This window comes from Bifidobacterium sp., assembly GCF_051876855.1.
Classification (GTDB): Bacteria; Actinomycetota; Actinomycetes; order Actinomycetales; family Bifidobacteriaceae; genus Bifidobacterium.
This window is the reverse complement of sequence record NZ_JBJEIH010000012.1, coordinates 35,858-50,799: the sequence shown is the minus strand read 5'-3', so window position 1 is coordinate 50,799 and position 14,942 is coordinate 35,858. Positions and strand designations below refer to the sequence as shown.

At 61.8% G+C, this 14,942-nt stretch carries 13 protein-coding genes and 1 tRNA gene; 4 read left to right on the top strand and 10 right to left on the bottom strand.

Features of this window, described 5'->3' with window-relative positions; translation table 11 throughout:
* From ACI38B_RS00615 to ACI38B_RS00595, 5 genes are all read right to left on the bottom strand, one after another.
* A partial coding sequence (locus ACI38B_RS00615; RefSeq protein ID WP_439729101.1) for an aminotransferase class V-fold PLP-dependent enzyme occupies positions 1-335 on the bottom strand: 335 nt, incomplete at its 3' end.
* The gene (gene nadC / locus ACI38B_RS00610; protein WP_439729100.1) at positions 332-1,186 is read right to left on the bottom strand and encodes a carboxylating nicotinate-nucleotide diphosphorylase; all 855 of its coding nucleotides are present in this window, start codon (positions 1,184-1,186) and stop codon (positions 332-334) included. The genes nadC and ACI38B_RS00615, both read right to left, overlap by 4 nt.
* Positions 1,187-1,325: 139 nt before the next feature.
* Positions 1,326-3,167: an L-aspartate oxidase gene (gene nadB / locus ACI38B_RS00605; protein WP_439729099.1), complete on the bottom strand. Its 1,842-nt coding sequence runs from the start codon at positions 3,165-3,167 to the stop codon at positions 1,326-1,328.
* Between the two features lie 147 nt (positions 3,168-3,314).
* Positions 3,315-4,574 carry a quinolinate synthase NadA gene (gene nadA, locus ACI38B_RS00600; protein WP_439729098.1) on the bottom strand — a complete coding sequence of 420 codons (1,260 nt, stop codon included), beginning with the start codon at positions 4,572-4,574 and terminating at the stop codon, positions 3,315-3,317.
* A 108-nt stretch (positions 4,575-4,682) separates the two neighbouring features.
* A complete protein-coding gene (locus ACI38B_RS00595; RefSeq protein ID WP_439729097.1) occupies positions 4,683-5,621 on the bottom strand; it encodes an NUDIX hydrolase in 939 nt (312 codons plus the stop codon).
* A 632-nt stretch (positions 5,622-6,253) separates the two neighbouring features.
* Between ACI38B_RS00595 and ACI38B_RS00590 the strand changes: the two genes are divergently transcribed.
* The gene (locus ACI38B_RS00590) at positions 6,254-6,688 is read left to right on the top strand and encodes a very short patch repair endonuclease (protein WP_439729096.1); all 435 of its coding nucleotides are present in this window, start codon (positions 6,254-6,256) and stop codon (positions 6,686-6,688) included.
* 610 nt (positions 6,689-7,298) lie between these two features.
* On the top strand, positions 7,299-8,525 hold the full coding sequence (locus ACI38B_RS00585) for an aminotransferase class I/II-fold pyridoxal phosphate-dependent enzyme (protein ID WP_439729095.1): 1,227 nt from the start codon (positions 7,299-7,301) through the stop codon (positions 8,523-8,525).
* 165 nt (positions 8,526-8,690) lie between these two features.
* Here ACI38B_RS00585 and ACI38B_RS00580 read toward each other — a convergent pair whose 3' ends face one another.
* Positions 8,691-9,227, bottom strand: a complete 537-nt coding sequence (locus ACI38B_RS00580; RefSeq protein ID WP_439729094.1) for an NAD(P)H-dependent oxidoreductase — start codon at positions 9,225-9,227, stop codon at positions 8,691-8,693.
* Between the two features lie 584 nt (positions 9,228-9,811).
* Positions 9,812-10,222 (bottom strand): VOC family protein, encoded by a 411-nt coding sequence (locus ACI38B_RS00575; protein WP_439729104.1) that lies wholly within the window; start codon positions 10,220-10,222, stop codon positions 9,812-9,814.
* A gap of 142 nt (positions 10,223-10,364) precedes the next feature.
* Here ACI38B_RS00575 and ACI38B_RS00570 point away from each other — a divergent pair.
* Together ACI38B_RS00570 and ACI38B_RS00565 are read left to right on the top strand one after the other, a co-directional pair.
* Positions 10,365-10,437, top strand: a tRNA-Arg gene (locus ACI38B_RS00570).
* A 161-nt stretch (positions 10,438-10,598) separates the two neighbouring features.
* Positions 10,599-11,639, top strand: a complete 1,041-nt coding sequence (locus ACI38B_RS00565; RefSeq protein ID WP_439729093.1) for a bile acid:sodium symporter family protein — start codon at positions 10,599-10,601, stop codon at positions 11,637-11,639.
* A gap of 433 nt (positions 11,640-12,072) precedes the next feature.
* On the opposite strand, the gene ACI38B_RS00560 is transcribed toward ACI38B_RS00565, so the two are convergent.
* The 3 genes from ACI38B_RS00560 to ACI38B_RS00550 all read right to left on the bottom strand — a co-directional run bounded on the left by ACI38B_RS00560 (position 12,073) and on the right by ACI38B_RS00550 (position 14,749).
* A complete protein-coding gene (locus ACI38B_RS00560) occupies positions 12,073-13,296 on the bottom strand; it encodes a sensor histidine kinase (protein ID WP_439729092.1) in 1,224 nt (407 codons plus the stop codon).
* Positions 13,293-14,009: a response regulator transcription factor gene (locus tag ACI38B_RS00555; protein ID WP_439729091.1), complete on the bottom strand. Its 717-nt coding sequence runs from the start codon at positions 14,007-14,009 to the stop codon at positions 13,293-13,295. The genes ACI38B_RS00560 and ACI38B_RS00555 overlap by 4 nt, the downstream gene beginning before the upstream one ends.
* A 62-nt stretch (positions 14,010-14,071) precedes the next feature.
* The gene (locus tag ACI38B_RS00550) at positions 14,072-14,749 is read right to left on the bottom strand and encodes a GTP pyrophosphokinase (protein WP_439729090.1); all 678 of its coding nucleotides are present in this window, start codon (positions 14,747-14,749) and stop codon (positions 14,072-14,074) included.
* Positions 14,750-14,942: the final 193 nt, after the last annotated feature.

The window sequence follows — 14,942 nt, the reverse complement described above, 5'->3', positions numbered from 1 at the left end:
GCGAGATTATCCGCTTCGGTACCGCCCGAAGTGAAAATCACGTCGCCGGCGTGCGCGCCCAGATTAGCGGCGAAGGATGCGCGTGCCACATCAAGCGCGCGTGCCGCTGTTTTGCCGCTCGCATGGACACTGGACGGATTGCCGTATCCTTCGGTCAGGAAGGGGGTCATCGCCTCGATCACGCTGGCGGGCACGGCGTCGGATGCGGCGGCGTCAAGGTACAGTTCGCGTTCCGGGCTGTCCGGCTGGGCGGTTTGCGCATCCCGGCCGTCTGCACTCTGTTTGCCTGCACCCTGCATGTCAGTGTCCTGCATGTGCGCGTTATGCCCGGTCATGCCCAATCCAATCCAAGATCAATCGCGTGCACGGAATGGGTGAGCGCGCCGACGGAAATCACGTCCACGCCAGTCGAGGCGACTTGCGGGACGCGCTCCAAAGTCATGGTGCCGGAGGCCTCAACGATCGCCCGACCTGCAATCATGGCGACGCCTTGGCGCGTGTCCTCGAGCGAGAAATTGTCCAGCATGATGGTGTCCGCGCCGCCTACGAGCACTGCCGGAATCTGGTCAAGCCGGTCGACTTCCACCTCAATATGCGTGGTGTGGCCGACTTGTTCGCGAATATGCTTGATGCCGGCCGTGAGGTCGAGTCCTGCGGCCTGCATGGCTGCAATGTGATTGTCCTTGACCATCACCGCGTCGGATAGGCCGTAGCGGTGGTTTCGCCCGCCGCCGCAGACGACCGCGTACTTGTCGAAGGGCCTCAGCCCTGGCACGGTTTTGCGCGTGTCCGCGATACGGGCGTGCGAGCCGGGTGCCGCATCCACGGCGTCGACGAACGCTCGGGTCATCGTGGCGATGCCGCTCATGCGCTGGGTGAAGTTCAAGGCGACGCGTTCGGCGGTCAGCATGCCGCGTGCGTTGCCGTGGATGGTGGCGAGCGTGTCGCCGGCGGTGAAGCGCTCGCCGTCCTTGATGCGCATGGTGACTTGGATGCCGGGGTCTACCTCGTGGAAGGCGGCGGTGAATACGTCCGCACCGCTGAATACGCCGTTTTCACGGGCATCGAGCGCGGCGGTCGCCGTTTCATCGGCGGGGATGGTCGTCGCGGCGGTGATGTCCCCGGTCGGCGCGTCTTCCATCAGCGCGCGGCGAACCGCGTCTTCAATGACCAGACGGGTGAGCATAGCTGGTTCTCCAATCTTGCATACGAGTGCAACTGTGTGGCGAGGGTGGTTATCGGCCGGGCCCATCGGTGAAAGCGGTTGCAGCGCGGCAATCACCTTCACCGATGGCGTCCCGACGCGGCGGTACCGGTATTAGGCGTCAGCCGCGGATGAACGGCCGTGAGCAGGTCTGGGCGCTGTCGGTTTCCGGGAAATCGGTGCGGGCGTGGGCGCCGCGCGATTCCGTACGGGCCAGAGCCGCGGTGGCGGCAATCAGACCGATGGTGGCGAGATTGCGGTTTTCCAATGCGGTTACGGTATCCGCCACGATGCCGGAGGTGGAGGCGGTTGCGTCGCGATTTCCGGTTTCCTGGAGGCTGGACAGCGCCGCTTGCGCCTGTGCCTGCGTCTGCTCGACAAGGCCGGTCAGACGGCTTTGGGCGGTGCGCAGGCCGTCGGCATCGCGAAGTACGCCGACGCCGCGCCACATGGTTTGCTCGATGGTGTCGCGTACATCGGCCGGTTTGGCGCTGGGTTCGGCTTGGGGGTCGGGGCTTGGCATGGCAAGCGTCTGCGGTTCGGTGATTTCGCGAGTCTGCGCGTTCGCCGCGCTACCCAGCAGTGGCTGGGAGTTCCAGACGGTGTCCTCGCTGTCGTGCAACGCGGCTAGACCTGCACGACGGCCGTACGCCAACCCTTCGAGCAGCGAGTTCGAGGCCAGGCGGTTCGCGCCTTGCACGCCCGTTCTCGCGCATTCGCCGGCCGCATACAGGCCGCGGATGCTGGTACGCGCCCACAAATCGGTGCGGATGCCACCCATCCAGTAGTGTGCCGCCGGGGTGACGGGAATCGGTTCGCGGCTCCAATCAAAGCCCATCGAACGGGTGTAGGCGTCGATAGTGGGGAAGCGGCGGGCGAGGAACGCGGCGAGTCCGGGCTGGTCCAAGCCCATCTTGCGTCCGATGGCGGTAGCGTCCAGCAGCACCGGACGTCCGCCTTGGGCCATCATCTGGCGGAAGTTCTCGCGGGCGACCACATCACGCGGGGCGAGCTCTGCACGCGGGTCGATTGCGGTCATATACCGTTCGCCGCGTTCGTTGAGCAGGATCGCGCCCTCGCCGCGTACCGCTTCGGAGATCAGGAAGTGCTCGCCCACGCCGAGCGCGGTGGGGTGGAACTGGTAGAACTCGAGGTCGGCGACTTGGGCGCCGGCGCGCCAGGCCGCAGCCAGCCCGTCACCGGTGGCGACCTGCGGATTCGTGGTGTACGGGTAGAGTCGTCCGGCCCCGCCAGTCGCCAGAATCACCCGGTCGGCGGTCAGGGTGCGCTGCTTGCCCGTGGTGGTGTCAAGGAGCCGAATGCCGCGGATCACGCGGGTGACGCCTGCTGCCTGTGCCTCAGACCCAGCCGGGGAGTGCGTATCAACCGGTTCAGTGACCAAGTCCACGACGAAAGCGTGCTCAATGATATGGATATGCGGCGTGTTGCGTGCGATGGCACTGACATCAAGCTCGACGATCTTGCCGGTCGCATCCCCGCCCGCGTGTACGACGCGGCTGCGGCTGTGCGCGGCTTCCAATCCGCGCAGCAGCGTGCCGTCCGGGTGCTTGTCGAAGCGCACGCCCGCGTCGATCAGCCTGCGCACCTGTTCGGCGCCTTCGCGGGTGAGAATATCCACGGCCTTCGGTTCGCACAAGCCCGCACCTGCGGCGAGCGTGTCCTTCGCGTGCAGTTTCGGGTCGTCGTCAGGGAAGATGGCTGCGGCGATACCGCCTTGCGCGTGGTATGTGTTCGATTCGACCAAATCGGTTTTCGTGATGAGTGTCACGTCCTGACCGGGCAGGCCGGAATCCGGGTCGCCGTTCGCGACGGCAAGCGCGGCGTTCAGCCCGGCGATGCCCGCGCCGATGACGGCGATGGTCGGGGCGTCCGGTGTGTTGGACGTGTCGGGCGTCTCCCCGAAAGGCGTGGTTTTGGTGTTGTCTTGGGTCAATGAGGTCATAATTGCCTACGATTCGTGTATTTCCGTTCGATTTCGGGCGTCATCGGCCCAGCCGGCAAGGGTATGGGGCCGCATGCGTGCAATACGTGCGATCCCGCCGCTCGTCGGCCGAGGCCGGAACATGAAATCAGCTGTGCCGCCGCAGGGTCACGGGTGGACGCGCAGCATGCGGTCGAGCGCGATTTTCGCTTCGCTCGCGGTCTGCGGGTCCACGACGATCTTGTTGACGACCTTGCCGTCCACCAGGTTCTCCAGCGCCCACGCGAGGTATGCGGGGTGGATGCGGTACATCGTGGAGCACGGGCAGACGACCGGATCGAGGCAGAACACGGTTTTGTCCGGATGCTGGGCGGCGAGCCGGTTGACGAGGTTGATTTCGGTACCCACGGCGATGGCGCTGCCGGCGGGTGCATTCTCAATCTCCTTGACGATGTAGGCGGTCGAACCGGTGCCGTCGGCGGCGTTGACCACGTCCATCGAGCATTCGGGGTGCACGATGACCTTGACACCGGGGTAGGCCTTGCGGGCACGTTCGATCTGCTCGACGGTGAAGCGCTGGTGCACGGAGCAGAAGCCCTTCCACAGAATCATCTTCGCGTTCGCGTACTGCTCGGGTGTGGCCCCGCCGTTCGCCTTGAACGGGTCCCACAGCGGCATCTGGTCGAGGCTCATGCCCATGGCCAGCGCCGTGTTGCGGCCCAGATGCTGGTCGGGGAAGAACAGCACGCGCTTGCCGCGTTCGAACGCCCATTCAAGCACGGCGCGCGCGTTGGAGCTCGTGCACACGATGCCGCCGTTGCGCCCGCAGAAGGCCTTGAGCGCGGCCGAGGAGTTCATATAGGTGACCGGGATGATCTGCTGCTTGCCATCAGTGTCCGGAGTACTTCCGCAGATGTCGGTCAGCTGCTCCCAGCAGTCGGTCACCTGGTCGATATTGGCCATGTCGGCCATCGAGCAGCCTGCGGACATATTCGGCAGGATCACGTTCTGGCGCGGGGTTGAGAGGATATCCGCGGTCTCGGCCATGAAATGCACGCCGCAGAAGACGATGTTGTCGGCTTCAGGCCGTGTTGCGGCGTTTTTGGACAGCTGGAACGAGTCACCCACATAATCGGCGTGCACGATGATTTCGTCACGCTGGTAGAAGTGGCCGAGAATCAGCAGTTTGCTGCCCAACTTGTGTTTCGCGTCGATGATGCGCTGCTGGAGTTCCTCGTCGCTCGCTTCCGTGTACTCCTTGCCGAGCGGCTGCTGGCGCGGGGCATTGCGCGGGATCATGTCGAGCGCGCTGGCACCTGGGCCGTACGACGGTTTGGTGGCGTCGAAGGCCCAAGGGTCTTTGGTCAGGCCGGCGTCACAGGTGCGGGTCGCGCCGAGCCGTTCGATAATCGCGTCTACGGATGTCATGATGTTCCTTTCGATGGTGCCGCGGGCGGTGGTTGTGTTGTCGCGCGCGACGAAACAGGTTGGTTGAAATGTGATTGAGATGCTCGCGAAACTTGCTTGACCGGCGGGTTACCGGGAATCCGCCGCCGTGCCTTGGGTCGTGCCGGTATCGCTGCCGTGTCCTGGACCGCCGTGTTTCGCGGTTTTTCCGGTTTTGCCGGTTCCCGCGTGAGCGACGTACCGGTACAGGCAGGCCGGTCGGTGCGCGCCGCGGGCGAGTTTTTCACCGGTCGGCTCGACCATGCCGGTCGAGAGCATTCGCCGGCGGAAATTCGGTGCGTCAAGCTTCCTGCCGTAAATCGCCTCATACACGTTGCGCAGCTGGCTGAGCGTGAATTCGCTGCCGACCAGGCGAGTCGCGATATCCGAATATTCGATTTTGTTGCGTACACGGGTCAGCGCGTATTCGATGATGTCCTTGTGATCGAAGGCCAATGGCGGCAACTGGTTCACGGGGAACCAGCGCACGTTTTGGGCTTCGCGGAAATCCTTCGCCTCGGTTTCGCCGATTAGCGCCCAGTACACGATGGACACCATCGGTAGTCCGCCGTGTGAGCGGCTTGGATCGCCGAAAGTGTACAGCTGCTCGAGATACTGCGGGTGCAGGCTTGTGGTGGATCGCAAGGCCTTTTCGGCGGCGTATTCAAGGGATCGTCCGCCTTGCAGGTCGCCGCCGGGCAACGCCCAATCGCCGAGGAAAGGCTGGCGGATGCGGCGGACCAACGGGATGCGCAGTGTCGGAATGGCATCGCCGTTGGACGTCCGGCCTGCGGTGTGGCCGACGCCGTTGCCGGCTTCGGCTGCGTTTGCGGTGGCGGTGGTGCTTGCGGTGTCGGTGTGCGAGGTGGTGGTTGGGGCGTCAGAGGTGGTGCCGGATACGGTATTGGCCGTCGGCAGGTCGTCGGCGCGGCCATCCAGATCGGAGGGGCCGAGCGCGAGAATGACGACGGATACGCCGATATTCGGCGGTTCCTTGGCGCGCTCGCTGACATTCGCTGAGATACGCATCGTTTCTCCTTTCCCCTGATTTCTTGCCGTTTTCTTTGGTTGCCATCACCATACGACTTATGGTCAACATGACTATAAGGGGGTGTGGCGTTTGCATGGTGCCGCCGTTCCGGGGTATGTGTGATGACAATAAGTCATCATGACCATAAGTCGTTGTCGGCTGTTTCGGACCGATCGAACATGGGCCAGGGCATAATGGGCGAGGCAACTCGAATCATGCAAACTGGCAGGCGGGTGAGGATATGCGGGAATCAACGGACAAGGCTGGTCGCCATCAGTGTGCCGACGCGGTGGCTGTGCGGGCGGTGCCGGCGGCTCCGTCGGCGGCTATTGCGGCGAGGCCGACGGGTGTTGTGACCGTGTCGTCCGCCCAATCTTCGACACATCCGGAATCGGAGGCAAAGCCAGTGCCGGCGACGCAACCGACGAATGCTGTGTCTGTGGCGTCCGAAAACACCGCAGCATCAGCGAAATCGCCGAAGTCAGCGCAATCGTCGGCATCCGCAGCGCGTCCGGCATCGACGATGCGAGGCAAACGCAACCCCGGCCGCCGGGCGAGCCGCCGACGTCGAACTGCGTCAAAAGGCCAATCCCGCCCAGAACGTTACGAACGCGGTACCAGAAGCTACACGATGTCGCACATCCGCGGCAAGGACACGAAAATCGAGGTGCTCGTCCGCAGTTATCTGTTTAGGCGCGGGCTGCGCTTCCGCAAGAACGACCGGCGCTATCCGGGACACCCGGATGTGGTGCTGCCCAAGTGGCGCACGATTGTGTTCGTCAACGGTTGCTTCTGGCATGCTCACGCCAATTGCAAAGCCTTCTCCCGTCCCAAATCCAATGTCGAGTTCTGGTCAGTGAAACTCATGCGCAACGGCGAACGCGACCGACTGCAACATGCCCAGCTCGTCGCCGACGGGTGGCGTGTGATCGTGGTGTGGGAATGCGAACTGGCGAAATCGGTGCGTGAGGCGCGTCTCGCCAGGTTGTACGACCAGATCACCGCGACGCCGGACGGGCAGCCCGGCATCATCGACGACACGGTTCTCGCCGAGCGGCAAGGGTGAGCCGGGTGCCATCGTGTGCGGATTGGCTCGCATACTGCCGGTTGGGGTGGTTGGTTTCGGACGATTGGTGGGCTGAATCGGCCATTGTGTGAGGATTGGCTCGCACGATGGCGGTCGGGGTGGCTTCGGACCGGCCGCGTGATTGGGTCTGGTGCCGTTGTGTGAGGATTGGCTCACATACTGGCGGCTGGGGCGATTGGTTTCAGGTGTTTGGCGGACTGGGACGGTCATCGTGTGAGGATTCGCTCGCACGCTGCCGGTCGGGGTGCTTCCGGGTGGGTGATTTGGCCTGATGATCCGTTGGCGTGCGAGGATTGGCTCACATACTGGCGGTTGGGGTGGTTGGTTTCGGACGATTGGTGGGCTGAATCGGCCATTGTGTGAGGATTGGCTCGCACGATGGCGGTTGGGATGGCTCCGGGCCGGCCGCGTGATTGGGTGTGGTGCCGTTGTGTGAGGATTCGCTCACGCAGTGATGCTTCGGTCCGGAGCGCATAACTCAATCGTCGCGTCGTCATCGCTAGGTCGGCGCCGCGCCGCCACGCAATCGCCGCCGATAACCTCCGCCGCGCGCCCCGCATTTGTCGCATTGCGCCGATAGAACCGAATCATGCAGGAAAACTCAGCACAGCGCACCGCCGCAACCCAGCAGACGCACTCCCTACCGTCGTTGTCCAAGCGCGCCAGGGAATCGAACCCGTTCAGGGCGATGGCCATCGGTGAGGAAGCCGACCGGATGATTGCCCAAGGTGTCGATGTCGTCAAGCTCAGCCTCGGCGAACCGGATTTTGGCGCCCCGCAAGCCGTCCGTGATGCCATGCGCGAGCAGTGCGATGGCCGCCCGCTGCCGTACACCGCGGCGCTCGGCATTCCCGAACTGCGCGAGGCAATCGCACGATTCTACGGGCAGCGCCATCACGTTGAGCTTGACCCCAGGCGCGTGGTCATCACCGAAGGCGGTTCCGCGGCTCTCCTGCTCGCTCTGGCCCTGACCGTCAACGAAGGCGATGACGTAATCTGCGCCGACCCGTCCTACCCGTGCAACCGCGAACTGGTGCGCACGTTCGGCGGCAACATCATCGACGTGCCGACCAGCGCAGCCACCCGATTCCACCTCAACGCCGACCTGCTCAACGCGCATTGGACGCCACGCACCCGCGCTGTCATGGTCACTTCGCCGTCGAACCCGGCCGGCACGAGCATCGCCTTCGACGCGCTTAAGGGGGTCTGCGACACCGCCCGCGCGCGCAACGCCTGGCGGATCGTGGACGAGACCTACCTTGACTTGGCAGATGCGGAACCTGACGGCAGTGACGTGCGCAGCGTTCTGTCCGCCGACCCGGACGCCATCGTGGTCAGCAGTTTCTCGAAATACTGGGGTATGACCGGCTGGCGTCTCGGCTGGGCAGTGCTGCCGGAAGCGATTCTGCATGAGGCAGACAATCTCGCCACGAATTATTTCCTGTGCGCGCACACCCCGACCCAGCATGCCGCGCTGGCCTGTTTCACGCCGCAGACGCTTGAAGAATGCGAACAGCGCCGCCAAGAATTGCTGGTGCGCCGAGGCTTGGCGCTTGACGGGCTCGCCGGCATCGGTCTGCCGGTCGAGGTCGAGCCGAACGGTGCGTTCTACGCGTATTTCAACGTGTCATCCACGGGGCTTGATGCATGGACCTTCTGCGAGCGTGCGTTGCGGGAAGCGCATGTCGCGTTGACTCCGGGCGCCGATTTCGGCCCGGCGACGGCGCACACCCATGTGCGTTTGTCGTATGCGGCTTCCCGTGAGGCAATCAGCGAAGGCATCGCGCGCGTCGGCGGGTTCCTCAAGACGTTGTGAGTGTGCGATCGTGAGTTTCGGGGTGCTGACGCTGTCATCGGACAGACAGCGCCCCTGCGATGTTGCTCCCTAGTGGCGCGGCTTCGTAAATCTTGACAAACTCACGCGAGGTTCCGTTCAGCGGATACCACTCAATCGGAGCCCCTGGCTGTAGTCGAATGCGACTTACTTGGCCGGTTCGTTGATGACCTGCGCGTAGCGTCGTGCGGTGGCGGCAAGCGTATCGTCGTCAATGCCCGCGCCGACTCCGTACACCACGAACGGCGGCAGATAACGCGCACCCACGTAGTCAGCCATGGTTGCGAACGGTTTGAGCAGCTCCTCCATGGTCGCATGGTGCGAGCCGTCATGCTGATAGTCCGCTTCGCCACTGCCGGCGGAAACGGCGAGCATGATTTCCTTGCCTTCGAACGCGTGCCCGGTCGAGCCGTACGCCCAGCCGTATTCGAGCACCTTGTCCTCCCACAGCTTGAGCAGCGAGGGGGAGCTGTACCAGTAGAAGGGGAACTGCAGGACGATCCGGTCCGAGTCCTCGACGAGACGCTGTTCGGCGGCGACGTCGATGCGACCGTCGGGGTACGCGGCGTACTCGTCGCGGACGGTCACGTCATGATTGGGGTCGTTGAGCACGGCTTGCGCGAGTTCCTTGTTGACGCGCGAAGTCTCAAGATTCGGGTGGAACACCAATACTGTGGTTTTCATACCAACTTCCTTACCGCTATTGCTACGTTTCCTACAGGCGACAGTTTGACCGGCTGCGTGCATGGGTTCGCGCACGCAATGTGTGCCATGTCCGTAGCCGGTCGTGTAGTTGCGTATCTTACGCCGCACTCTGCCGAGGCATTGCTGAACGCTAAAAGCGGCCCGATGGGGTCGCGAGCATGCTTGGTGGATGGCGGCCGTATGGATTGATGGCGGGTTGACGGTCTGGAAGATGCGTATTTCGCGTATCTGTAGTACCTCCCGGATGGTATCTCGCTTATCTGTGTTCGTCCGACACTGATATCGCAAGTATGATCCGCAGAATATCAACGGTCATACTTTCGATGGTGACCGTGACGAACACAGATAAGCGAGATAGCTGTTGGCAGGTACTACAGATAGTGCAGATATGACCGACGCGCGCATGGTATCTCGTTGTACCAAGAGTGGCTTGCCGGTGATTGCTTGCTGGTGGCAGTTTCGGTTGATGATTGTCGCGGATGCTTCCCATCCGCCGGCCCAAGGTGCGTCGGAACGTAGCCTGGAATGCCCACCCATCCGAACGGGCAAAACAGCCGATGTCGTCACGCCTGCTCGGCAGGGTGCGCATGCGCAGACGGATGCGACCAATCGACAACCGCTTCGATGTTGTTACCGTCCGGATCGAGCACGAACGCCGCGTAATACCCCGGATGGTACGCGCGCGGCCCGGGGGCTCCGTTGTCGCGGCCACCGGCTGCCAGCGCCGCATCGTAAAACGCTTTGACAGCCTGTTCGCTATCCGCGCGGAACGCGATATGGGTGGGTGCAGGAGTCGTCCCGGGCTGTGCGGGGGAGACATAGAAATCGCTGCGCGGCGTGCCGTCATTCACCCCGAAACCGATGGTCGGCTCGTGATGGGCTTTGGGAAGGTACCCGAGTGGCGCCAACGCTTTCGTGTAAAACTCGATGGAACGGTTGGCGTCGCTGACATGCAGGGTCATATGGTCGATCATGGCTCCCACTATAGGAGGGCTCCGTCGCGCTCTTTACTGGCGTTCTCTGCAAGCGTTCGCAGGTATCGATCCGGGTCACACAAACACGGTGGCAACGGATGCGTACAGCTGGTGGGCGGTTGTGTGTACAATATCATCTGTTGCCCGGGTAGCTCAGTGGATAGAGCACCGCTCTCCTAAAGCGGGTGTCGCGCGTTCGAATCGCGTTCCGGGCACGATTTCCCCGTGCAGTCCGGCGTACGTAATGCCCGGCTCTGCCCGGTCTGTCGTGTGTACCAGAAGAAATTCCACATCCTGACCATCGTTGTCCGGATATCCCCGTTCCGCCTAATATGCCCAGTACGCCTGCATTTAGGTGAAAAAGAGGGTATCCATTATGGAAAAAGTAAAACAAGCCGCGTCATGGCTTACGAAATGGTTCACGCTGATTGTCATCGTGTGGGCCGCAATCAACTATTTTGTGCCCGCGATTAGCGTGTGGGCGAAGGGATATACCGGTTATCTGCTGGGTATCGTCCTGTTTGGTATGGGCTTGACGTTGTCGGTCGATGATTTTGCGCGGATTATCAAGCAGCCGCTGATGGTTATTGTCGGTACGGTTGCTCATTACGTGATTATGCCGTTGATTGCTGTGTTGTTGTGCTGGATTTTCCATCTTGATGGCGCAATCGCCGTTGGTGTGATTTTGGTTGGATGCTGCCCGTCCGGTACGTCGTCGAATGTGATGAGCTTCCTGTCGCGTGGCGATGTCGCGCTCGATGTGTCGATCGGTTTGCTGTCCACGTTGCTTGCCCCGTTCATGATTCCGCTGCTCATGCAGGTGCTCGCCTCCCGTTATGTTGCGATTCCGTGGCAGTCGCTGTTCCTCAGTGCGTTGACCATCGTGCTTGTGCCGGTTGCGCTTGGCGTTGCCTGCCACATGATTTTCAAGGAGAAGATCGAGAAGGTCACGCCTGTGCTGCCGATCGTCTCGCAAGTTGCGATTCTGCTGATCATTGGCGTTGTCGTGTCCGCGAACGCTTCCAAGTTGTTCAGTTCCGAGACGCTGCTCGCGATTCCAGTGGTGATTTTGCATAACCTTTGCGGATATGCGCTTGGTTTTGGCTTCTCGAAGCTCATGTACAAGGTGTATCCGAAGGGCTTCCGCTACGCGCAGCAGAAGGCCATCACCTTCGAGGTCGGCATGCAGGATTCCGGCCTTGGTGCCACTCTTGCGTTGACTTCGTTCGCTGCAACGCCGATCACCGCAATCCCGTCCACGTTCTTCAGCGTGTGGCACAACATCTCCGGTTCGGTGCTCTCCGCCTGGTGGCGTCGTCATGATGACAAGTACGGTATTCCGCGCGATTCCATCGACGGCAAGCCGACCAAGCAGACTGCTGCAGCCGCCTCTCCCGTTGCTGCAGCGACTGATTGAGCCGCTGCCTTTTCGTTTTGGCCCCGCCTGTGCACAAAGCAGGCGGGGCTTCATTGTTGATGTGGCGCGTTGCGTATGTCGGGGGATGCGCGGTATTGCGCAGGTCTGTCGGCGGCTGGGTTGCTTGGTGGGATGTGGCGCGTTGCGTATGTCTGGGCACGCTCAACATGGCGGAAGTCCATCGGCTGTCGTGATTTTGTGCGGGATTCGACATGTTGCGTATGTCGGGGGATGCGTGACCATGGATAATCCCGTCGGCGGGGTGATTGGCGGCAGTTTCGATCTGGTCACCACCAAGGTCTTCGCGGATAACGCGATGAAGATGTTCATCAACGAGTAGCAGTAATCAGGCTCGATCGAGGCGAGTTCATCGAGACCACCTGATTGAGGCCACCCATCGCGGCAACCCGGTCAACGGCAAGCAACAGCGCGCCTACCGCACGGTGACGATGAACTCGATACGCCCCTGCTCCCAGGATGCACTGATATCGCCGTGCATGCGCCGGGTCAGTTCGCGCGCCATCGCCAGGCCAATGCCGAATCCTTCCTTGCTGGAGTTATGCGATTCGTCCGCCCGGTAGAAGCGTTCGAAGAACCTCGTGTAATCGACGTGCTCTCCGGCCGCGTAATCATTGGCGACAACCAGTTGGACGCGCCGCCCCTGCCGGTGCAGTCCGATGGTGACCACTCCGTCGTCATCGCAGTATTTCGAGGCGTTGTCCAGCAGGATGTTCACGACCTCCAGCAGGGCTTTCGGCTCGGCTTGCGCGTGGATGTTCGGCTCGATGTCATCAAGCAGGTGCTTGCCCCGGCGTTCGATCACCGGCCGGTAGGAATCCGCTGCCTCTTTCGCGATCGACGAGCAGTCCACGTCGCATAAAGCAAACCGCTCATCTTCGCTGGCTTTCGTCAGCTGCACAAGCGCGGAAATCAGCTCGTTGAGTCTGCGTGACTGGTTGAGAATGCTTTCGGTCCACTCGTTTTCGCCGTTGACGGCCTCGAGCACCTCGGCATCCGCCGAAATGATGGCGACCGGGGTTTTCAGCTCGTGTGAGGCGTTCGTAATGAAGCGTTTCTGGTTTTCCATCGTGCGCACGGTCGGTTCGATCGCACGGCTGGACAGTAGGGAAATCACCGCGAGGAACACCAACAGGGAGAGCAATCCGATGCCGATGGACACCCACAGCAATCGCATCTGCCAGGAGAACTCCTCGGTGTAATCGAGCACGGTCAGCTGGAAACCGGTGCCTGAGGCTGACAATTGCGCGGCATACTGCGCCGATCCGACACGCATATGCACGGTTTTACCGGTGGTCATCTGCGGGTTGTGTATCCGGAAAGCGGCGGCGATTGCCTGGATATCGTCTCTCGTAGGCGTGTTCACGCTGTGACTGTCCCAATCGCCGACCGTGTACGTGGAATCAAGCGCGATGGTGTAATAGTTGCGTGCGTCGGGGGAGACGACGGGCAGAATCTTGCTAGACAGCAGGCTATGGCCTGGGGTCTGCCGTCCCTCGATTCGTGCGAGTGACTCGTTCAATCCGATTCCGACCACGCTCGCCATCGCGCCGTTGATTATGCCGATGAGGGTGATGAGTACCACCAACAGGGCGGCCGTGGCACTGAAGATGAATTGCCGACGCAGTTTGCCGATCATGGGCGCGCGCCTTTCGTCGTCGCTTGGGTGCCGTCCGTGTTGTGTTCAGGTTCGGCAAGCCGGTAACTGCCCCCGCGCTCGCCGGCGATGGTCACGTCGGATGCGATGGAGCGCAGTTTGTCGCGCAGATAGGACACATACACGTACACGAGCGTCGTGTCGGCATCGGGCTCATCGTCCCAGACTTTGGTGAGCAACCGTTCGGTGCTGATCGGCTTGTCCGGATTGAGCATGAGGCAAGCCAGGAGTTTGGTCTCGCGTCCCGACAGATGCATGGTGTTCTCACTGCTGATCTGCTGGTCTGCGATGTTCAGTCGCAAGTCGCCGTAATCCAGCACCGATGGCGTGTACGACGTGCTGCGCCGAGCCTGCGATCGGATGCGGGCGATCAGCTCCTTCATGGCGAAGGGCTTGGTCAGGTAATCATCCGCTCCGGCATCCAGCCCGGTGATCCGGTCATCGACCTCCGCTTTGGCGGTGAGCATGATGATCGGCGTCGTGTCGCCCGCCGCGCGGATGCGTTTCAGTGCTTCGATGCCGTCCATGCGGGGCATCATCACATCAAGCACAATCACGTCATAATCCCCGGTCGCCGCCATGTCGACAGCCTCCTGCCCGTCGTGCGCGATATCGGCCTCGATGTGGCTGATAGCGAGGATGGTCCGCTCGGCGCGGGCGAGCTCCTGTTCGTCTTCCGCAATGAGGACTTTCATGATGGCTCCTTTGAACGATTGGTGATTGCTCGGATTGCCTGTCTTGTTTGGCTTTCGGGGTGTCAGCGGTCCTCGTTGATGAGATTGCGGATCGTTTGCATCGACAGGTCGCATGATGCGAGCTCATCCGCGCACCGTTTGAGTTCCTGCGTCACGATTGCCGCGTTCGCGTTGCCGATATCCTTCTTGTAACGCACCTGGTGTTCGAGCGCCGCCCACGAGTCCATGGCGATCGTGCGCAGCTGGATTTCGGCCGGGTAATGCCCGGGTGTGCGCCCGTCGGCGTCCACGAAGGGTGTGGTGATGTCGAGAATCATATGGTAGCTGCGATATCCGTTCGGTTTCGGGTGGCGCACATAGTCCTTTTCTTCGATGATGCTGAATCCCGGCTGGGAGCGCAGATGGTCGGCGAGAGCGTAGATGTCGTCGATGAAACTGCACACGATGCGGCATCCGATGGCGTCGTGGATGTCGACGAGGGCGGAATGGGGTGTGGCAGGCAGGCCTTTGCGCTCGCATTTCTCGCGCATGCTCGCTTCGCCTTTGATGCGGTGATTGAAGTGTTCGTAAGCGCCTTCGGCGGTGGCCTTGCGCTGTTCGGCGTCGAACGCCTCGATGCGTCCGACAAGCATGTCCATGACGCGGGGGAGTTGCGGCGCGAACTGTCCGTAGATGCTGTCGCCGTGCTGTTTCCCGGCCGCCGCGGCTAGCGTGGCAGTTGCGTCTGCTGTGCCTATCATGGCTGTCGTATCTGTCGTATCGGTTGTACCTGTCGCGGTTGCGTCGTACGTTGTCGCAGCTGCGTCTGCCATGCCTGCCATGTCTGTCTCCTCGACGTGTTGGGGCCGTCCTTGGTGTGTACTGTGCTCTGACATTAGGCAAATATGCTGAGCATATGCTTAGCGGACTCTGATTGTGTCGATGTGCTTTCCA